Annotated in this window: 11 protein-coding genes and 3 pseudogenes; 8 read left to right on the plus strand and 6 right to left on the minus strand. The window is 65.4% G+C overall.

What is annotated here, in order from left to right; all coding sequences use genetic code 11:
• From VMD50_RS16295 to VMD50_RS16305, 3 genes are all read left to right on the plus strand, one after another.
• Window positions 1-2938, plus strand: a 2938-nt coding sequence (locus tag VMD50_RS16295) for a putative baseplate assembly protein (RefSeq protein ID WP_325428770.1), incomplete at its 5' end; no start/stop codon positions are given.
• Window positions 2935-5232, plus strand: a complete 2298-nt coding sequence (locus tag VMD50_RS16300; RefSeq protein WP_325428771.1) for a hypothetical protein — start codon at window positions 2935-2937, stop codon at window positions 5230-5232. The genes VMD50_RS16295 and VMD50_RS16300, both read left to right, overlap by 4 nt.
• A 9-nt stretch (window positions 5233-5241) precedes the next feature.
• Window positions 5242-6618 carry a DUF6519 domain-containing protein gene (locus VMD50_RS16305; RefSeq protein ID WP_325428772.1) on the plus strand — a complete coding sequence of 459 codons (1377 nt, stop codon included), beginning with the start codon at window positions 5242-5244 and terminating at the stop codon, window positions 6616-6618.
• A 276-nt stretch (window positions 6619-6894) separates the two neighbouring features.
• Here the strand turns inward: VMD50_RS16305 and VMD50_RS16310 are convergent, their stop codons facing one another.
• Complete coding sequence (locus VMD50_RS16310; protein ID WP_325428773.1) at window positions 6895-7155, minus strand: hypothetical protein; 261 nt, start codon at window positions 7153-7155, stop codon at window positions 6895-6897.
• Between VMD50_RS16310 and VMD50_RS29870 the strand changes: the two genes are divergently transcribed.
• Both VMD50_RS29870 and VMD50_RS16315 read left to right on the plus strand, forming a co-directional pair.
• Window positions 7117-7224, plus strand: a complete 108-nt coding sequence (locus VMD50_RS29870) for an eCIS core domain-containing protein (RefSeq protein ID WP_414686090.1) — start codon at window positions 7117-7119, stop codon at window positions 7222-7224. The genes VMD50_RS16310 and VMD50_RS29870 overlap by 39 nt on opposite strands.
• A 594-nt stretch (window positions 7225-7818) precedes the next feature.
• A complete protein-coding gene (locus VMD50_RS16315) occupies window positions 7819-9324 on the plus strand; it encodes an eCIS core domain-containing protein (protein ID WP_325428778.1) in 1506 nt (501 codons plus the stop codon).
• A gap of 32 nt (window positions 9325-9356) precedes the next feature.
• Here VMD50_RS16315 and VMD50_RS16320 read toward each other — a convergent pair.
• A pseudogene (locus VMD50_RS16320) lies at window positions 9357-9523 on the minus strand (group II intron reverse transcriptase/maturase); the annotation flags it as partial.
• A 605-nt stretch (window positions 9524-10128) separates the two neighbouring features.
• Window positions 10129-10716: a transposase gene (locus VMD50_RS16325; RefSeq protein ID WP_325428774.1), complete on the minus strand. Its 588-nt coding sequence runs from the start codon at window positions 10714-10716 to the stop codon at window positions 10129-10131.
• 804 nt (window positions 10717-11520) lie between these two features.
• Here VMD50_RS16325 and VMD50_RS16330 point away from each other — a divergent pair.
• Window positions 11521-12698, plus strand: a pseudogene (locus VMD50_RS16330) (IS3 family transposase).
• A 78-nt stretch (window positions 12699-12776) separates the two neighbouring features.
• On the opposite strand, the gene VMD50_RS16335 reads toward VMD50_RS16330, so the two are convergent.
• Window positions 12777-16106: a helix-turn-helix transcriptional regulator gene (locus VMD50_RS16335; protein ID WP_414686088.1), complete on the minus strand. Its 3330-nt coding sequence runs from the start codon at window positions 16104-16106 to the stop codon at window positions 12777-12779.
• Between the two features lie 160 nt (window positions 16107-16266).
• Here VMD50_RS16335 and VMD50_RS16340 point away from each other — a divergent pair, with 160 nt between their 5' ends.
• Together VMD50_RS16340 and VMD50_RS16345 are read left to right on the plus strand one after the other, a co-directional pair.
• The gene (locus VMD50_RS16340) at window positions 16267-17787 is read left to right on the plus strand and encodes an FAD-dependent oxidoreductase (protein ID WP_325428775.1); all 1521 of its coding nucleotides are present in this window, start codon (window positions 16267-16269) and stop codon (window positions 17785-17787) included.
• Window positions 17788-18013: 226 nt separating this feature from the next.
• Window positions 18014-18847, plus strand: a complete 834-nt coding sequence (locus VMD50_RS16345) for a class I SAM-dependent methyltransferase (protein WP_325428776.1) — start codon at window positions 18014-18016, stop codon at window positions 18845-18847.
• Between the two features lie 192 nt (window positions 18848-19039).
• Here the strand turns inward: VMD50_RS16345 and VMD50_RS29875 are convergent, their stop codons facing one another.
• Together VMD50_RS29875 and VMD50_RS16350 are read right to left on the minus strand one after the other, a co-directional pair.
• Window positions 19040-19243: an IS3 family transposase gene (locus tag VMD50_RS29875; RefSeq protein ID WP_414686089.1), complete on the minus strand. Its 204-nt coding sequence runs from the start codon at window positions 19241-19243 to the stop codon at window positions 19040-19042.
• Between the two features lie 88 nt (window positions 19244-19331).
• A pseudogene (locus tag VMD50_RS16350) lies at window positions 19332-20201 on the minus strand (IS3 family transposase); the annotation flags it as partial.
• Between the last annotated feature and the right edge of the window lie 477 nt (window positions 20202-20678).

Below are 20678 nucleotides of genomic sequence, written 5' to 3' on the forward strand. Positions count from 1 at the left end.
CCATCCCCAGTTCCTGGCCAGCATGCGCGCACGCCTGGCCAGCGCCGAGTTCCCCGCCCTGGCGGCGCTGAGCACCCGCGACCCCGCCGACTTCGCGCTCGCGCTACTCGACGGCTGGGCGACCATCGCCGACGTCCTCACCTTCTACACCGAACGCATCGCCAACGAAGGATTCCTGCGCACCGCCACCGAAGAGTTCTCGGTGCGCCGCCTGGCCGAACTGGTCGGCTACTCACCGCGGCCGGGGCTGTCGGCCACCGCCTACCTGGCATTCACCGTCACCGCCGGGCAAACCGTGCCGATCCCGATCGGCACCAAGGCCCAACAGCTTGCGCCGTCCGGTCAGCTGCCGGCCACCTTCGAAACCGCCGAACCCCTGATCGCCTACGGCCATTTGAGCACCCTGGCGATACGGCGCAGCCAGCCACCGCTGCTGACCGCACACACCCTGCCAGACACCACCGGGCTGGTATTCACCGGCAACCTCACCGACATCCGCACCGGCGACCGGATCCTGCTGCAGCTGGACAAGGGCAACACGTGGGCGATCTACGAGGTGACCGCCGTCGACGTCGATGCGCCCGCGAACCGAACCACCGCCACGGTCGCGGTGCGGGAAACCAACCTGCCCGCCCAACCAACCCATGCCGAGCGAATCACTCCCGCGGAGATTCCCGACCCCCAGCAGGCCAGACGCCTGGAACCACTGGTCGAGGCGCTGCGCAAGCCCGCCTCCCAACCGCCCGGCGACCAGGCTCTCCTCAGCCGTGATCTGCGCGATCTGCTGAGCCCGGACAAGGGGGGCGTCACCGCGCTGCTCGGCAACATCGTGCCCGAGGTCGCCGGTGTCCTCGACACGGCTCTGGCGCACAGCTCGGCCGCCAATCCCCACCCACCCGCGGTCACCCGGATGCGGCAGTCCGCCATGCTGTTCGGCGCCACCGCACCAAAGTTCCCGACATACATAGACGGACACGTCACCGGCTACGTCGACCCGAAAGTGACCTCGCTGAAGGTGGACGGGCCCGGCGAAAACCCCACACCCGAGAACCACCCCACGATCGCACCACCGAATTACAAATCCAGCACCACACTCGACCTCGACGGCGTGTACCCGGGCATCGTTGCCGACAGTGAACTCGTGCTGATCAATCAGGTCATCAACACGAGCCAGCCGAAAAAAGTCGATCCAGTTTCATTCCGCACGGTGAAGGACGTGACCACGGTCACGGTCAGCGTCTTGGGGCTCTCCACCAAGGTCACGAGACTTACCCTGGACAAGCCATGGCCTTACGAGCCGACGATTGTTGTCGGTGACCCGCCCCCCGACGCCAATCTGCATCTGCACGACGTGCTCGACAACACCGTGGTCCTTGCCCAACCTCAGAACCTCAGTCTGGCGGGTGAGTCGCTCGATGACGTCGATATCGGCTGCCTACCAGACGATTCCAGCTCCAAACGATCGGCCACGTTACTGCCCGATGCCGGCGCATCAAGCGCAACGTGCGGCGGCACCCTCGAACTGGACGGCCTGTACCCGGAGCTCGGACCTGGCCGGTGGCTGATCGTGTCCGGGGAACGCACCGACGCTGCGATCAAGGCGGCCCAGGATCCTGACGCGACCGGGTCTGGCCCCACCGGTGTACACGGCGCCGAACTGGTGATGGTCGCCGCCGTCGAACACCGCGCAACACAAATCCCGTCGTCGGACGGCACCGCCACAGGCACGAAGAAGAAGACGGACGACCTGCCCGGCGACACCGTACACACCTTCGTGCGGCTGGCGGCCCCGCTGCATTTCACCTACCGGCGCCCCAGCGTGGTCGTCTACGGCAACGTCGCACGCGCCACCCACGGCGAAACACGCCGCGAAGTCCTCGGCTCCGGCGACCCGAGCACGCCGTTCGCCCGCTACCCCCTCAAACAGCCGCCGCTGACCTACCTGCCAGCGCCCACCGCGGCCGGCGCACGCGCCACCCTCGACGTGTTCGTCGACTCGGTGCGCTGGCATCAGGCCGACAGCCTGCTCGACATCGGGCCCGACGATCGCTGCTACGTCATCGACACCGACGACGACGGCAACTCCGCCGTCGTATTCGGAGCAGCCCGCCCACCGACCGGCATCGAAAACATCCAGGCCCAATACCGCAGCGGCATCGGCACCTCCGGCAACGCTGCGGCGGCCAGCATCATCACGCCGCTCGATCAACCGCTCGGCGTCACCGCAGTCACCAACCCGCTGCCCGCGGCGGGCGGCGCCGACCGCGACCGCCGCGACACGGTGCGCCGCAACGCCGCAGTCAGCGTGCAGGCCCTCGACCGGCTGGTATCGGTCTCGGACTACGCCGACTTCGCCACCGCCTTCGCTGGAGTGGGTGCCGCCAGCGCCAGCGAATTGCCCGACGGGCGACGCGTCGTCGTGCACGTCACCATCGCCGGAATCGACGACGCCCCCATCGCGGCCACCTCCGACCTCACCATCAACCTGCAGGCCGCCATGCGAGATCTCGGCGACCCCAACCAGGAAGTGCAAGTGGCGGTGCGAACACTGAAGGCGCTGGTCGTGTCTGCGCGGGTCCACATTGATCCCGACCGCGCCTGGGTCGACGTCGCACCCACCGTGCGGGCCCGGCTGCTGACCACCTTCGGGCCCGGCCACCGCGACATCGGCCAGGGCGTCGCGCAATCCGAAGTGCTTGCCGCAATCCAATCGGTGCCCGGCGTGCTCTACACCGACCTGACAATCCTAGACGCACTGGGAGAATCCGAGCTCGTGGCCCCCGACCCCACCAAGAACCTGGGCGTGCGCACGGTGGTGCCCGCCGCGCTGGCCAGCTTCGATCCCACCGCAACCGTCGGTGCGGCGCCGATCCGACCCGCCGAACTGCTGATCCTGAGCCCGTCGGCCCCCGACACGCTGGTCCTGGAGGCGCTATGACCCTGCCCGTAGCGCGATGGGATCAGCTGTACCGGCTGCTGCCGGCTATCCACCAGTCCCGTGACGAGGACCTCGGCTTCCCGTTGCGGGATCTGCTGCGCGTCATCAGCGAACAGGTCGCGATCGTGCAAGACGACCTGGACGGGCTTTACGACAACTGGTTCATCGAGACTGCCGCCGACTGGGCCGTGCCGTACCTGGGTGACTTGGTGGGCTATCGCCCGGTCAGCGCCGCGGGGGAGGCGGCGCAGGCGGCCCCCGAGGAGGTGCGCGTCCTCATCCCGCGCCGCGAGGTCGCCGACGTAATTCGCGCCCACCGCCGCAAAGGAACCCTGTCGCTGCTGGAGGATCTGGCGGCCGATGTGGCCGGTTGGCCGGCGCACGCGGTGGAGTTCTACCGGCTGCTGGCGGTGTTTCAGAACCTCAATTATCTGCACCGGGATCGCGGGGTGGTGGCCGACCTGCACGACACCGAGCGGCTGTACCGGCTCGGCGGCCCCTTCGACACCATCGCGCACAGTGTCGATACCCGCCGGATCAACTCCGCACGCAGCCAAGGGCTCTACAACATCCCCGAAGTGGGTGTCTTCGTGTGGCGGTTGCGGGCCTACCCGGTGACCGACTGCCCGGCCGCGTGCATCGAAGAGGTCAGCCCCGCCTCGTTCACGTTCAGCGTGCTCGGCAACGACGCGCCGCTGTTCACCTACCCGGAACGCGCAGCCGCCGGGGAGCTCGCGCTGCCGATCCCGATCCGCCGACACATCCTGGCGCGCCGGTTCGCCGAATACTACGGTCCCACACGCAGTTTCCACGTGGAAGTGGGCAGCCGGGTCCGCGACACCATCCGGCGGCGACCGGTGCGGATCGACGAGTTCGTGCTCGCCGACCTCACCGACTGGTCCTACCGCCCGGTCAAGGGCACCGTGGCCATCGACCCAGAATTGGGGCGGCTCGCGTTCCCGCCCGGCCACCTGCCACACGGGGTGTGGGTTCGCTACCACTACGGATTCAGCTCCGACATCGGCGGCGGCGAATATCCGCGCCGGCTCGAGGCAATGCCGCCGCCACCCGACAATCAAGACGACGAACCGCGGCCCAGCGTCCACGCGGACGACGCCGCGCCGCGCATCTTCTATCAGGCAGTCCGTAAGCAGGACGGACCCGAAATCGTGACCAGCATTGAAGCGGCACTGGAGAAATGGATCACCGTCCGCGGCGACAAACCCGTCGCCGTGATCGAAATCCTTGACAGCGAAGTGTACGTCGAGCAGCTGACGATCGGCCTGCATCGCGGGCAGAGCCTGGAGATCCGCGCCGCCGACCGCACCCGCCCAGTCATCTACCTAGTCGACAAACAACGCAACGCCCCCGACTCCCTGACCGTCTACACCGGCGAATCCGACGACGACAACCAAAACGGCGACGCCGGTGAGAGCCCCGAATATCCACCCGGTGAAAAACCCTCCCCGGGAGGGTGTTTCCGGCTCGACGGTCTGCTGGTGGCCGGGCGCCCCGTACACGTGGAAGGGCCATTGCAGCGGGTGCAAATCCGTGACTGCACATTGGTGCCCGGGTGGGGACTGGCGGGGGACTGCTCGCCGAGACGCCCCGCCGAACCCAGCCTGGAAATCTATCTGTGCAGCGGACAGGTGATCGTCGAACGCAGCATCCTCGGCTCCATCCAGGTCTACACCGACGAAGTGACCAGCGATCCCACCCCGATCAGACTGTCCGACAGCGTGATTGACGCTACCTCCTACGAGCGTGAGGCCGTCGGCGCGCCCAACTGGCCGCTGGCCCACGCCGCAGTCTCCTTCACCGACTGCACCGTGATCGGGGAAGTCGCCACCCACACGATACCCACCGCGCAAAACACCCTGTTCCTCGGTTGCGTGCATGTCGCGCGACGCCAAATCGGCTGTATCCGTTACTCCTATGTGCCGCCGGGCTCACGTACCCCGCGCCGCTACCAGTGCCAGCCGGACCTGGTCGACGCCGCGGTCCGCGCCGACACCCCCGGCTGGGCCAACCTGACCGCCGAGCAGCAGGCGCCGCTGCTGGCGCCCGAACGCAATCGCGTACGGCCACGGTTCACCAGCGAGCGCTACGGCACCCCCGGCTACGCGCAATTGCGCACCGACTGCGCCACCGAGATCGAGCGCGGCGCCGCCGACGATTCCGAGATAGGCGCCTTCCACGACCTATACCAGCCGCAGCGGCTGGCCAATCTAAGCGCCCGACTCGACCAATTCACCCCGTCACACACGGACGTCGCCGTCCTGATAGCGAATTAGGAGATTCCGATGCGTGGAGACTTTTCCCTACTGCGTCCCGACCTCAGCGACTACAGCCTCGTCCTGATGCAGCAGGGTCGGGTACTCGTCGAATCCGACTGGAACGCCGCTATGGCCACTCTGATCAGTGCGCAGCGCACGCTGGCTGCCGACCTGATCGGCCCGCACGGTGGACCCAATGCTGACAACCTCGGATTCGCGGTCACGTTGACCCAAGACAAAAAAGACGTGGAGCTGAGCCCCGGCGTGTACTACGTCGACGGCATCCGCTGCGAGCTGGCACTCGAGCTAGTGCCCCACGGGTCGGACGGGCTGCCCTGGTCGCAGCAGCCGTATCCGATCGCGGTTCCGCCACCCGAGTTGCCCACCGATGCGTATCTCGTGTACCTCGACGTGTGGGAACGGCACGTCAGCACGGTGGAGGACGACACCATCCGCGAGGTGGCGCTCGGTGGTCCCGACACCACGTCACGCCGCAAAATCATCTGGCAGGTACGGGTAATGCCCTACCCGGCGGGGGGCACCGCGCCCACATGCCAGAACTTCCCGCTCGACAAGTGGCCCGCCAGCTTGCTGGGCAACCCGCCGAAGCTATGTGCCAGGACCGGCCCCCAGCTCAAGGACGGCGACCCCTGCCTCGCCTCACCGGACGCCCGCTACCGCGGAGTGGAAAACCAGCTCTATCGCGTCGAGATCGCCTCGGTGGCCGCGCCCGGCGGCGGCGAAGACGCCGGCGTGACCTCATTCGTCTGGTCGAGGGAGAACGGCTCGGTAGCAGCGCCCTGGACCGCCACCGCCAACAATCGCCTGCGCGTGGCCGGCATCCGTGACACACGACGCGGATTCGCACCCAACGACTGGGTCGAGTTAACCTGGGACACCCTCGAATTCGCCGGAATCGCCGGCACCCGAGTGCAGCTGACAGACGTCGACGGCCCCGTACTCACCATCGATCCCGACACCGCTTCTGGCGACATCGACCCCGAACCCTCCAAACATGGGCACGCCAAGATTCGGCGGTGGGACCAACGCGACAGCAAGGCCGCGCCTATAGTCCACGGCGCGGTCGAGGTTGTCGAAAGCAACGATGACAGCGGCTGGATTCCCCTCGAGGACGGCATCGAAATCCAGTTCCAGGCTGCCGGGGGGCAGCACGACTACCGGGTCGGCGATTACTGGACGATCCCTGCGCGCGTAGCCACCGGGGACATCATCTGGCCCCGCGAAGACGGCGCCCCTGTCGCGGTGCCGCCGCACGGGATTGAACACCACTACGCGCCCCTCGCCTGGTTTAGCGGCGAGACGGCGGACCCAGTAAGCCTGCAGAAGGTGTTCCCACTCGCTGCCTGCGCCCGCGCCACGCAACAAAGACGAGGAAACAGATGAGCAGCCTGGCATTCCAGCAGCTAAGACAGACCGGCGGCATCGACCGTGTACCGGTTACCCAAGCTAACACGGTCTGGCATGGAAAGCCCTGCTGCGAAACGGCTTCGGAATTGATCTCGCAATGGTGCCGACACTCTCGACCCCGACCGGGGAGCGGACACACTAGCTATGTCGTATAACGCTGATGCGAGTGCCGAAACGAGATCGCGGGGCTATCGTGACTTTTCTCCTCAACCTGGTGCATCCGTCGATGCAGCCTCAGCGGCCAATGTCGCCTCAAGTGCGCCGAGTGGTCGTATCCCGCAGGCTCGCGGCGTCGCAGCGGTGGACGATCCGCTCGAACTCGAAGCCTCCGCAGTGGCGGGCGTTGTCCGTGGCCGATCCCGGTGCGAGCCGCTGGACAGCAGTGCGGTCACAAGTGCTACGAGTGGCCTCGGCGAAAGCCAGTCGCTCCACGAGGCCGTCCGCGCCAATTTTGAGGCCCGACTCGGCATCGACCTGGGCGAGGTTCGCATCCATACAGACTTGGCGGCTCATGAGTCGGCCTCTAGCGTCAGAGCGGCCGCCGACACCGTTGGGAGGCCCTATCATCCTCGGCCGCAATAGATTTGCGCCGCATACCAATGCGGGCTCGGCGCTTCCGGCCCATGAGCTCACCAAAGTGAGCCAACATGCTCAACACGGCGACCCGCGAAGAAGGCGGCGCTGCGGCCCGCCGACGGATAAGCGAAAAACGCCGCGCCGGGGCCCCAAAAGCGGCGGTCGCACGTCCCGGTCGAAAGCGAAGCCCGTGAGCACCCACGCCATGTGCCAGCCTAATCAAAGCCGCTGGTCTCGATTCGCGCCAATGGCTCAGTCGGGACCCTGCGGATGGCTTTAAGTAACGCGCGCTGAGTGCATGGGAGAGTTGGGAGGCAACGATGAAAAGCAGGCCGTCTCCGGGCCGGCCCTTGGTGGTAGCGCGCTGGCTATGTGCATCCGAAATTGGGGAGCGAAACGATGGGTAGTCCAGTTAGGCACTTGGTCAAGGTAGGCACCATTCGACAGACGGAGATGGTGCGCCGCCAACCAACCACGCGTGAGCATTCAGACGGCCATCGGGGAGTGGGCGTCGATCTCACAAGGGTTCCAATGCAACAGGGCGCGGCGCCCATGTCACCGCGTGCCGAATTGATTCGGGAACACGCCGGTACCCAATCGATGGGCAACCTCCTTGGACACGACCTTAGCACTGTGAAGATCCACAGCGGCGAGGCGACCGCCGCCTCGGCGCGCGCGCTCGGCGCGCGCGCTTACACGGTCGGTGACGACATCTTCCTTGGCAATGACGTGCCAAGTCTCACGTCACGCTCAGGCCGCTACACCCTCGGGCATGAGTTGGTGCACGTTGTTCAGCAACGGCTTGGTGGAACTGCGCCTCTAGACGACCTGTACAGTCCGCACGAGCACGAAGCCGAGGTCGCCGCGGCCGCGCTGGTAGACGGTCGCATGCCTCCCAGAGTGGTAAGAGGCACGGCGGTTGGTGTCGCCCGGCAACCAGAGAACGGTCCTACCGACGGCGACAACGTCAAGAGGGCCCGGCAGATCGACGACTACGTGAGGGCGCACCCAGACCTAGGCCTGCAGGCACTGCAAGCGTTGCTGATCGAACGCAACGCCCTCCTGCCTTTGGCGCAGGTACCCCCGACTCAGTTGGCTAAACCTGTGGTCCGACAAGGGAACACATCCTCCGGTGCAGCTCCGACGTCGCCATTACAGGTGCCTGGAGCCATTCAGCTGGCGGCAGGAGTTCTCATTGTGCCGGCTAAGAACGCGGCCTCGACCTTGTCGCCGGCGTTGTTGACGGGTGCTGGGGCATCCGCTACGACAACGGCCACCGCGGGCACAGCAACGCTCCCGGTGGCCGCCGACATCACTCTGGCGGGCGACCTTGCGACCGCCGCAACCATGGCAGATATCGACGCTGCGGTGCTCGCGACCGCTGCCCCACTGGTAGCGGAAAATGCGTTGATCCCTATCGTCGGCTGGATCTTCGCCGGCGTCATCGTCGTCGGGGTTGTGGGCTACCTGGTCTATCGGTACTCGAGCGCTCCGTCGCCCGGTTCGCCGGAGCCAGCGTCCGCTCCCGGGGGGGCTTCGACGCCAGCCAAAGCTCCGGGTACCGGTAGTGCGCCAGCGCTCGCGCCTGGCACCGATACACACCCTGCGCAGGCGCCCGGGTCGGCGCCGCCGGGCCCGATCACGGCGCCCGGTGCGGCAGATCGGCCCAAGGAAACACTGCTCGCCGATTCGAAAGACCGAGCACGCGCGGCACGCATTCTGTCCGCGAACAAGGTCGAGCCCACAAAGGAGAAGATCGACCAGTATCTGAGTTTGCTGGAACTCTACAACGACAGACTGAGCCGGATGGATGATTCTCTGTTCGAAACATTCGAAGGCCACGCCATTATCGATGTGAATATCGGGTTTCTACGTGGCAGCCGTGCTGCAGATTTCGCCGCGGCAGATGAGCTGGCGGAACGACAATATGGCAAACCGAAAGGATATGCGGTGCGGCTGAGAGAGACCAAAGGCCTCACCTGGCATCACCACCCCGAAATGGGCCGCATGATTCTAATGTATACAAAAGCGCATGCCGCGCTGTCGCATTGGGGCGGCGTGTCGGTGGTGAAGTATATGACCCGTGAAGAAAACTACGACGAGTGATGATCTGATTACGATGAAGTGCATCAGCACGGCTTGTCCTTGTCCCTCGCGCGCACCCGTCCCATAAGGGCCGTGTGCCCAATCGAGTCGAAACACGCTTCGATATCCGCGTCCAGCACCCAGCGATAGCCCTTGGTGCCGTACCTTGAATCTCGGCGACCGCGTCGTGCGCCCGTCGGCTCGGCCGGAACCCGTCCGAGGCCCGACTTGGCTCATCGAGACCCAAACCGGCTGGAGCATCAGAAATTCGTCCGAGCCGTCCAGGACACATGAATGGAACCGGCGCATGTTGACGCCGTCAACCTTTCAACGTATCCGCAGGTCCCGCCGCATCTTCTTGCGTAGGTTCAGGAATCATGTTAGCCCGACGCTCCGGTGCTCATTCCAGAAGGAGTGGGGACGGTCAAGATTACGGCTGGTTGTTTTTTCGCTTGTTTGCGAGCTTCCTGATCCTGGCTGGCACGTCGAAATAGGCGTCGGGGGTCAAGGCTCGGGCGGGGCCCGACAGAGTAAGCGGCCGTAGGGCCTTGACCGCGACGCCGTTCGGCGCACGCTGTTCAGGACAGGAAAATCGAAAAGGCTCGTGCTGCTTTCGGCTTTGCGGGAGGGGTCGGTGTCGTCTTCAAGGCCGGTTTCCCGGCGTGGGGCAGGCGAGGGCTGCTGGGTCATTCCTTCGCCGCGCGTTAGCGGCTTGAAGCGGTTCGCAGGGGAGCGGTCGGACGGGGTCAATCAGAGGGAACGGCCACGCCGGTGTCGGGGGTTATGAGCTGCACGACCCGCGCCGACCGTGAACCGGGTTGGCGCTCACGCCGCGCGGGGTGAGCGGTGCAGAGCCCGGACATGGTGATCGCGCAGCCCGTAGAAGACCAGTTCGAGATGTCGTCGGGCCGCTGCCACCGCACCGACTTTGCGGTTGCCGCGACGATGAGCGACCTGTTCTCGGATCGCGCCGATGCGACTGGTCGCTGGCAGAATTTTCACAGATTCGATCGCCGCCAACCGCACCAGACGCGAGCCCTGCTTGGTGATGTGCCCGCGGTGAACGGTGGTGTCGGACTCATGATGTCGCGGAGTCAACCCGGCCCAACACGTCAACTTGGCCGGGCCGTCGAAACGATGCACATCACCGATCTCGACGACGAACGCCGCCGTTAACACCGGCACGATGCCGGGGATATGCTGGATCGCGGTGTAGCCGACATCATGGGTCAGCCGACGCTGCGCCAGACCGGTGAACAGGTCAATCTCTGCGTCGAACCCTTCGATGAATCGGCGCAGCGACACGATCCGGGCTTTGTACGGTGCGGGCATCGTGACGTTGTCCGGCAGCAGGGTTCCTTCGACGCCGAACAGGTCGGTCATCGGTACCCAGACCCCGCCCTTGGCCAGCATGGCATGCACCTCGGCCTTGCATCGGGAGCGCATCACGACCAATTTGGCCCGGTGCCGCCCAGCTCTCGCAGCTCCCAGACCCCGAGCGGATGCGCCAGGTGCACCGACGCGCCGAGCTCGGCGAGCGCATCCATGGCCCAGTATCACTTCCCGATCGCTCGCGTGAAGGGCGTGTTCGACGTCAGTACAAGATGGCTTCGCCACCCTTGACGCATCCGTTCGTCAGCGCATGATCGGCGGGCACCAGGAAGCGGCGGGTGTGCCGCCGTTTCACGCCATGTTCTGACGACGATTTTGACGACAATGATGACGACAGTCGGGCTCCCCAACACCTCCACCTACACGGCAGTTGAACCCGTATCGTGCCTGTTCAGGTCATCCGCCCGTGCCTACGGATCAGAAGGTTGGGAGTTCGAATCTCTTCGGGCGCGCTTACTACCAGCGAAAATAGGTCGCCGTGTTATCAGGCGCCCGCTGAGTTGTCACGGTTTGTCACAACTCGTGCCAAACTCTGCGCGCCGTCGGCCAGCGCTTGGGCTGCGAGCGCACATAGATTCGCATCGTGAACGCCACATCGGCATGGCCGAGCCAGGCCGCGATTACTGCCGCCGGGACGCCCTGCATATTGAGTCAGGCTGCATGGTGCATCACGGATGTTGTTTTGACGACGATTAGCTCCGCCACGCTTGAGTGAAACCGGTTGGCCGTCCAACCTTGAGCCAGGTATTGCCGTGACCCCGGTTGGTTGGTCCAGCTTGAGTAAGAGTCTTGCCGCCCGTGCTGTGGGCAGGAAGGACGATCACGATGGCAACGAGGAAAAGGCACACCCCTGAGCAGGTGGTGCGCAAACTGACTCAGGCTGACCGGATGCTAGCGGAGGGCCAAGAGGTCGCGGATGTGTGCCGCGAACTGCAGGTCTCTGAGCAGACGTATTATCGCTGGCGCAACCAGTTCGGCGGGTTGAAGGTCGAAGACGCGAAGCGGCTCAAGGAGCTCGAGCGCGAGAACGCGACACTCAAACGGCTGTTGGCGGAGGCGGAGTTGGAGAAGGCCGCGCTCAAGGAGATCGCCCGGGGAAACTTCTAAGCCCGGAGCGCCGGCGAGCGGCCGTGCACCACCTCATGCGGGTGATGACGGTCAGTGAACGGTTCGCCTGCCGGGTCACCGGGCAACATCGGACCACTCAGCGTCACCGCCCGTCCGGCCAGACGCCGACTGACCCCGATGCCACGTTGCGGGCGTAGCTGCGCCAGTGGGCCAAAGAACACCCCCGCTGGGGTTTCCGCCGCGCCTACCACGCTGCTCGCGACGACGGCTGGTATGTCAACCACGAACGCGTCCAACGGTTGTGGCGCGAGGAGGGCCTTCGGGTGCCGCAGCGGCGCCGGCGCAAACGAATCGGCGTCGGCACAGCGGCTGAGATTGTGGTAGGTGATGCGCCGAATCAGGTGTGGGCGCTGGACTTTCAATTCGACGCCACCACCGACGGCCGGCCGATCAAGATCGTGTCCATCGTTGATGAGCACACCCGCGAATGCTTGGGCGGGCTGGTCGAGCGCTCCATTACTGCCGATGTCCTAATCGATGAGCTGGACGCGTTGGCCACCCAACGCGGTTACCCCGCCGCGCTGCGTTGCGACAACGGGCCCGAACTGGCGTGCGCGGCGATGGCCGACTGGGCTCGTGATCGCCTTGGACTGGTGTTCATCCCGCCGGGCGAGCCGTGGCGCAACGGCTATATCGAATCGTTCAATAGCAGGGTCCGCGACGAATGCCTTAACATCAACATCTTCTGGTCACTTGCGCAGGCCCGTGTGGTGATTGGAGATTGGAAGTATCAGTACAACCACCACCGGCCCCACTCCGCCCTCGGCTATCGGGCGCCATCCCGCTACGCCGCCACCTGCACCCACCGATCACCGCGAAGTGGTCAGAACAGTGACACGCACCTAGCGGCACCTTGGGCTGCGGCACGGGGGTGAGCGAAAACGATACGACACCGATAGTTGTCAGTGTCTCGATAATCCGACCCCCGTCGAAAGGCTTGGCCGCCGTAGGGGTTAGGTGTGGCGGGCGGCTTCTTGGACCAGCTGTACGCGGGAGGTCAGCCCCAGTTTGGTGTAGACGTGGGTGAGGTGGGTTTGCACAGTGCGCGGTGAGACGAAAAGCCGGGTGGCGATGTCCTTGTTGGCCAGTCCCTCGCTTACGAGCCGAACGACGTCGCGCTCGGTGGGAGTGAGCGATGCCCACCCGCTGGTCGGTCGTTTGCGTTCGCCGCGGCCGCGCTGGGCGTAGGCGATCGCTTCCTCGGTCGACAGGGCCGCGCCCTCGGCCCACGCGGAGTCAAAGTCGGTGTCGCCCATTGCATCTCGCAGCGCCGCCACCGACGCTTGGTAGCCGGCATCCCAGATCTTGAACCGGACCGCGCCCATACGCTGGCGAATGCCGTCTGCCGCGCCGAGAAGCCGGGCGGCTTCGCGGTGACTACCGGCCTCACCGGCCAGAGCGCCGAGGCACTCCAGAGTGTCGGAAATACCCAGGTACGCCTGCACGCTGGCGGCGATCGCGAGCGCGTCGTGGAGGTCGCGTTCGGCCTGATCCGGCTCACCCTGCGCGATCACCACGCGAGCGCGTGTGGTCAGCGCCCACATCAGGTGCCAGCCGGTCGTCGTCGCGACGGCGTCGTCGGCCCAGCGGCGGGCCGCGAGCAGATCCCCTCCCGCCAGTGCGGCTTGCGCACTGTAGGCGAGCATTATCGCCGCGGCCGCGGGCAGGCCAGTGGGGTGCTGCTGAGCCGCCGCAGTCGCATCGAGCACCGTCGCAGTATCACCGGCGGCCAGCGCCGCGGCAGCCAACGCCGTGTTGGCGGCGCCCGTGGTAAGCCCACCCAGCTCGGACGCGGCTTCGACGGCCGTGTCGGCGGCGGCGCGGGCCGCGCTGATGTCACCCTGCCACGCGAGTGCGAGGCCCTGATACGCGAGGCTGTGCACCCTCCGGATGTCATCGTGAGCTGCCTCGGCCTCGGCCACCAGTTCGGCGAATTGTTTGACGGCTGCGGCCGGATCGCCCTGGTATAGCTGCGCCGTCCCAAGGCAGAAGCGGCACTGGCGCGAGGTCCACCCGTCGCCGATCGCGTCGGCGAGGTCGCGTCCTTCTTGGGCGGCCGCGCGCGCCGCAATCGGAATACCCGCCACGACCGCCGCCCCGAGTGCCTGCCAGCCGAGAAGCTGGCTGAGTCTCCACCGGTCGTCCAACTCCCGGGCCAGGCTGATCGCCTCGGCGAAGTACGGCCGGGCCACCTCAGGACTGTTCCAGACGGCAATCAAACAGCAGGCGGTCAGCGCCCGGGCCAGCAGGGCCGAGTCGTCGATGCCACGCGCAATCGCTAGCGCCTGTTGGGCCTGATCCAGGCTGGCGGCGGCGTTGACCCAGGCGTCGAGCGGGGCCCGGTCGGCGAGCGCCCGGGCCCGTATTGTGGCCGGCACCTCGATGTGCAGTGCGTCGATGTCCGCGAGCACGGCATCGAACCAGGCCAGCCCTTCCCGGACGCGTCCCCGTGCCTGCCACAGCGGCTGCAGCGACGACGCCAGCGCCAACGCCAGGTCGACGTCGGAGTTTTCGCGGCTCCATCCGAACGCGGCGCGCAGGTTGTCGATCTCGATCTCGGCCTGCTCGAGGCGCTGCTCATAATCACTGCCTGCCGGCGCGTCGAGCAGGGCCGCCAGCACCGTGTAGTAATCCCGGTGGCGCGCCCGCACGGCATCGGCCTCGCCGGACTCGCCGAGTTTTTCCAGTGCGTATTGGCGCACCGTCTCCAACAGCCGGTATCGCGTTGCGCCGCCCGCGTGTTCAGCCACGACAAGTGACTTGTCGACTAGCAGCGTGAGCTGATCGAGTACCTGGTAGCGCTCAACATCACCGCCGCCGGCGAGCGCTTGGGCGGCCTCGAGGTCGAAGCCGCCCAGAAAGACAGCCAGCCGCCGAAACAACACCCGCTCAGGCCCGGTTAACAGCACATGCGACCAATCCACCGAGGCGCGCAGGGTCTGCTGGCGGCGCACCGCGGTGCGCGCCCCGCCGGTCAACAGCCGGAACCGGTCATGCAGACTGTCGAGGATCTCGGCCAGCGACAACGCCCGCACCCGCGCTGCGGCCAGCTCGATCGCCAGCGGCAACCCGTCGAGGCGCCGGCAGATCTCGGTCACCGCCGCGGCGGCAGTGTCGTCGCTGACGGCGAAATCGGGCCGTACTCGGCGCGCACGGTCGGTAAACAGCTCGATGGCTTCATCGGCCAGCGACAGTGACGGCACCCGCCAAATCACCTCGCCGGACACGCTGATGGGTTCACGACTGGTCGCCAACCCGGTCAGCCTGGGCGCCCTGCCCAGGAGGGCGGCGGCCAGATCGGCGCACGCGTCGAGCAGATGCTCGCAGTTGTCCAGCACCACCAGCATCTGACGGTCGGCGACATGCCGCAGCAAGGTGTCCATGGTGGAGCGGCCCGGTTGATCGGGTAGCCCCAGCGCGCGGGCCACCGTCACCGGCGCCAGCTCCGGGTCGGTGATCGGCGCCAAATCCACATACCACACGCCGTCGCCGAACTCGCCAGACATCTTGGCGGCGACCTGGATCGCCAGCCGGGTCTTGCCCACCCCACCCGCGCCGGTCAACGTCACCAATCGGTTCTCGGCCAACAGCTCCCGCACCTCGTTCATCTGTGCTTCGCGGCCCACAAAACTAGTCAGCTGCGTCGGAAGACTGGTTGCCGCAACGGCTTTCGGCGTGCGAAGAGGTGGGAACTCGTTTACCAGGTCCGGATGGCACAGCTGCACCACCCGTTCCGGGCGCGGTAGGTCCCGCAGCGAATGGGTGCCAAGATCGGTCATCCACGCACCCTCAGGGAGTCGCTCGGCCACCAGTGGTTCGGTCGCGCCCGACAAGACGGTCTGGCCGCCGTGGGCCAGATCGCGCAGCCGCGCCGTCCGGTTGATGGTCGGGCCGGCGTAATTGCTCTCATCGCGCAGCTGCACCTCGCCGGTATGCACGCCGATGCGCAGCCGAATCCGCGCCAGCGGCGCCCGCTGCAGCTCCAGTGCACACCCCACCGCATCACTGGCCCGCGCGAACGCCGCCACGAAGCTGTCGCCCTCACCCTGCTCCACCGGGCGCAACCCGTCATGAGCAGCGATCACCGCGGACACGACCTGGTTCAGCCGCGCGATCGCAGCGGTCATGTCCTCGGGTTGGGTCTCCCACAGCCGCGTCGAGCCCTCGACGTCGGCCAACAGCAGCGTCACCGTGCCCGTCGGCAGCTCGCTCACGCCCAACTCGCTCCAGTTCACCAGCGGCGCATCCGCGCGGCGATCGATCTCGCTCATGCTAGCCAGCATGCGGCCATCATGAACGGCAAAACATTAGCGCAACCGCGCACATTGGGCCGATCGCACGCGTATCTACGACCCTCCAGCGCGCAGATCTACGCATGACCGCCGATGGTTTTGGCCTCACCACGTCGGATAGTCGACTCGAACCCGACCCACGGAGGCCACCATGACCACCGACACCGCCCACACGAGGCCAACGCCAACCAAGGCTCAAGACCGCTGCCGACTTGGTGAGCATGCCGTCGTCCTAGGGGCAAGCATGGGCGGCCTACTTGCTACCAGAGTGCTCGCCGATTTCTATCGAACCGTCACGGTCGTCGAGCGCGACGTGCTGCCGACCAGTAGTGCACAGCGACGCGGCGTGCCCCAGGGCCGGCACGCTCACGCACTGCGGCCCCGTGGGTCGCAGATCTTAGATGAGTTATTCCCCGGTTTCCTGACCGAACTCCTCGCCGCCGGGTGCCCGGTATGGGACGACGGCGAATTTTCCAAGTGCTATTTGTCATTTGGTGGGCACCAATTTGTCCGATCAGGAACCTTTCGTGATGTTCAACCGCGCGACGCAGCATATTTCCCCAGCCGGCCATTTCTAGAGGATCATGTCCGTCAACGCGTCCGTGCAATTCGAAACGTCACGCTGATGGACGGCTACGACGTGGTCGAGTTGACGTCGAGTGCTGATCGAAGCCGCATCACCGGAGTCACCATCACATCGCATGAAGGTGACGACAAGCGCAGCCTCACCGCGGATCTGGTGGTGGACGCCATGGGCCGCGGGTCCCGAACACCAGCCTTTCTGGAACACCTCGGCTATGACCGGCCGGTAGAGGACGAGGTCGTGATGCGACTCGCGTACGCCAGCCAGTTGCTGCGGATTCCGCCCGGCATGGTCAAAGAGCTGCTGGTGATCATCGGCCCAATCCCAGGACGACCAACCGGGATGGCGTTAGTCGCTCAGGAGAACAGCACGTGGTTGCTAACCGTCTGCGGGATGGTGGGACGCGAGCCACCGGCCGACCGGGCGGGCATGCTGGAGTTCATCGAGGATTGCACGCCGCCCCAGGTTCTCTCGGCGCTCCGGTGCGCCGAACCGCTCGGGGACGTGGCACGGTATCGCACACCATCCAGCCGGTGGCGCCGCTACGACAAGATGCGACGGTTTCCGGCCGGTCTGCTGGTATTTGGCGACGCGATATGCAGTTTCAACCCGATCTACGGCCAAGGGATGACGGTAGCTGCGCTACAGGCCTTGGTGCTCAATCGTTGTTTGCGCGCCGGTGCGGAGCGCTTGCCGGCCCGGTATTTCGCCGCTGCCGCCAAACCTATCGGTGTGGCTTGGCGACTCGCGGTGGGCGGCGACCTGAACCTGCCCGAAGTTCAGGGGCCCCGGCCGCTGTCGATGCGGCTGATCAATAGATACGTTGATCGAGTGCAGGCGGCCGCCGAGACCGACACCGTCATCGCCGAGCGTTTCGCGAAAGTCGCGGGGTTTTCCAACCCGCCCGCCACTCTCATGGCCCCGTCGATCATGCTGCGAGTCGCTGCGACAAACTGGCGACAGAGGCGACATTCAGGCCCCACCATCACGCGCGGCTATGAAAGTACTGCAGCCGTAGATCGGGCTGGCGGGAGTCGGTGCGTCTGCGCTGGTCAGAGCGGTGACCCAGGCATTGTCCAGAGTTTGTGAAGACAACCAAATACGCCGCGGTCACCGCGGTTCACAGCGTGGACCCTGACCGATGGCACACCGAGTTCTCCGCGCCGGCCCCACCCCTGCGCCTGCCGAGTCTTCGCTACTCATTGCCCAGCGTCCAGCAGCTGCGATGATGTTGGCAACGGTGTCGGCGATCGCCGTCCTTGTTTGTGCGGTGGACCCCCGTTTTCGTTTGTGCGGTGGACAGAACGGAGCATGAATGTCTGATCCCCAACCATCGGTCAATCGCGGAGCGCGAACCGCCGATGATGACAGCTATCTGATGAATTCAGCCGAGACGGACGTCGAAATCGAAACCGCCCGGCTGCGCAACCTGCAACAAGCCAGTGATTCGTCCACTATCAGTCATCTCGACGCCATCGGGGTCGGCCCGGGATGGCGCTGTCTGGAGGTCGGGGCCGGTGCAGGTTCGATCGCTAGCTGGCTTGGCACCCGGGTAGGCCCGACAGGATCAGTGCTGGCCACTGACATCAACGTCGACCGCCTGGGCAATCTCCCCGGCAATGTCGAGGTGCGTCAACATGACATCAGACACGAGGAATTGAAGCCAGCGGCCTATGACCTCGTGCACTGTCGTTTCGTCCTTATGCATCTCGCGGACCCCGCTGCTGCACTGAAAAAGATGACAGCTTCCGTCGCGCCCGGCGGCTGGCTTGTTGTGGAAGAAGGCGACTTCGGCCTCGTCGAATTCGCCGGTGCCGCAGAGTCTGCCCGAGCAACGGAAGTCCTACGCACGCTCCACGCGCAGTGGGCAGCCGCGGGCATCGTCAACAGTTTCTTCGGCCGACAGCTGCCCGGGCTGGTACTTGCCCTCGGCCTCGAATCGTTCGGCGTTGACGTCTCTACGCAGACCGGGGGGCCCGGTCATCCTGCTTACGAGGCGACGCGCCTCGCCTGGCCCAACCTTCGAGCTGGATTCGCAGCGACCGGCACCACCGAAGACGACCTACGCTGCATCGACATCGCCCTCACCGATTCCACCTTCGTCATCGGCATCACCACCGTCGGTGTCTGGGGCAGGCTGCCGCGGTAATCTGCCGCAGTAGGGCCAGGAGCTATGGGGTGCGACTGATCGCGATCGCTCATCCACTCTCGGCTACAGACTCATCTGATGCGAGGATTCCCGCTCGCCTACCACGACGCAGCGTTAAGCCGACTATGCTACGGGCTGTCCTAGAACAACTCTCACAAGCGCTTGATCTGTCCCCGCCGTTTTGAGCCGTGGTTATGCGAGCTGAGGGACTGAATAGGTGGACGTCCAGAGCGTTTCAAACTCTGTTGGGCTGATGTTACCGAGGTAGCTGTGGCGGCGTTCGAGGTTGTAGAAGTTGTCGATGTAGTCGGCCATCGCTGCAGCCAGTTCCAAGGTGGTCGCCCATTTGCGGGTGTTGAGCAGCTCGACCTGCATCCTGGCCCAGAACGACTCCATGGCGGCGTTGTCGTAACAGTCGCCGACGGTGCCGAAGGGAGGCCAGCAGTCCCCACCGCCGGACGTTCTCCCCGAAGCTCCATGAAGTGAATTGCGACCCGTGATCGGAGTGCAGAATCGTTGCGCCGTAACGTTTCCGGTTCGCGACGGCCATGTTGACTGCGTTGTTGACCAACGCAGTATCAGGGGTGGTGGAAAACGTGCGGGCCACGATCATCCTCGAGAAGCAGTCCAGGATGGCGCAGCAGTAGACCTTGCCGTCGCGGGCAGGGTGTTCGGTGATGTCGGTGCACCATAGCTCGTTGGGGCGAGTCGCCATGAACTGCCGGTTCACCAGGTCGGCCGGGTTGTTGACCCGGATCAGGTTGGGGATCCGTCGCGGCGGATGCGGCAGCCCGTGCAAGCCGTGCTCGGACATGATTGAACGAATCAGTTTGGGGTTGACGTTCATGTCGTAGTCAGCCAACAACGCTGCTCGGATGCGCCGTCCGCCGTAAGTGCCGCGGGATCGCTGGTGGATTTCGGTGATGGTGTCCGACACGATCAGCCGACGGATCTCGCGATCCGGCACTGGGCGCCTGCGGTAGTACTGCAGCAGCGAGCGCGCCAATCCCGTAATCCGGCAAGCAGATCGGGCTGAGTATCCTCGCGCGATCAGCCCTTCAGCGATCGCGCGTCGGCGTTTTGGGGGCACCACCGCCTGCTCGTCGAACAGCTCGCACGCATCCCGGGTCAACGCCAGCTCAGCCTCGAGTGCGGCGATGCGTTTACGGGCGGCGGCGAGCTCGTCGGCCTCCACGCTCGGGGTGCCCTCGACGACCCCGGCGTCGATCAACGCCTGGCGCTTCCACCGAAACAGAGTTGCCTGAGCGATCCCGGTCTCAGCAGCGACAGCGGCTACCGCCTCACCCAACCGCAGCCGCTGAACTATTTGCCGGCGCACCGTCGCCGGATACATACGGGGCACGTGACCTCCAGGTGATCACTCTGCCCTCAACTCTCACAACGGTGGACCTACGACACGGGTACAGATCTGCTGGACCGGTTAACGGGGTCCCGTCAGTATCACAACAGCCCTGCCCGGTCGCAGCAACGCCGGTCCCGATTTGCGTCGCCGATCTGCACATCCGTCACGGAAGTGCGCCCGTACCTGCAAGCCCGGCGGTCAAAAGTGTCCTATTTGAGATCAGACCGATTGACCACAACTTGGCTCGCTCGCCGACGCGCGGGTCGCATGTTGCACGTCGTGCAGCCGGGCCGCCGGCTTGTCCGCCGCGGACCTTCCCCGCCCTGGCCTAGCGGGAGTTTCCGGCCTTCGTAGCTGATCGGCGTGTCTCTCGTTGTGGTGCTTGAGGTTTGTGTGACGAGAGTGTATTACCCATATATGGCGTCGATTGTGGGTAAGCGCCGCGGCAAGCAGACCTACTACTACCTG

The sequence above is a fragment of the Mycobacterium sp. genome, assembly GCF_035506235.1.
Lineage (GTDB): Bacteria > Actinomycetota > Actinomycetes > Mycobacteriales > Mycobacteriaceae > Mycobacterium.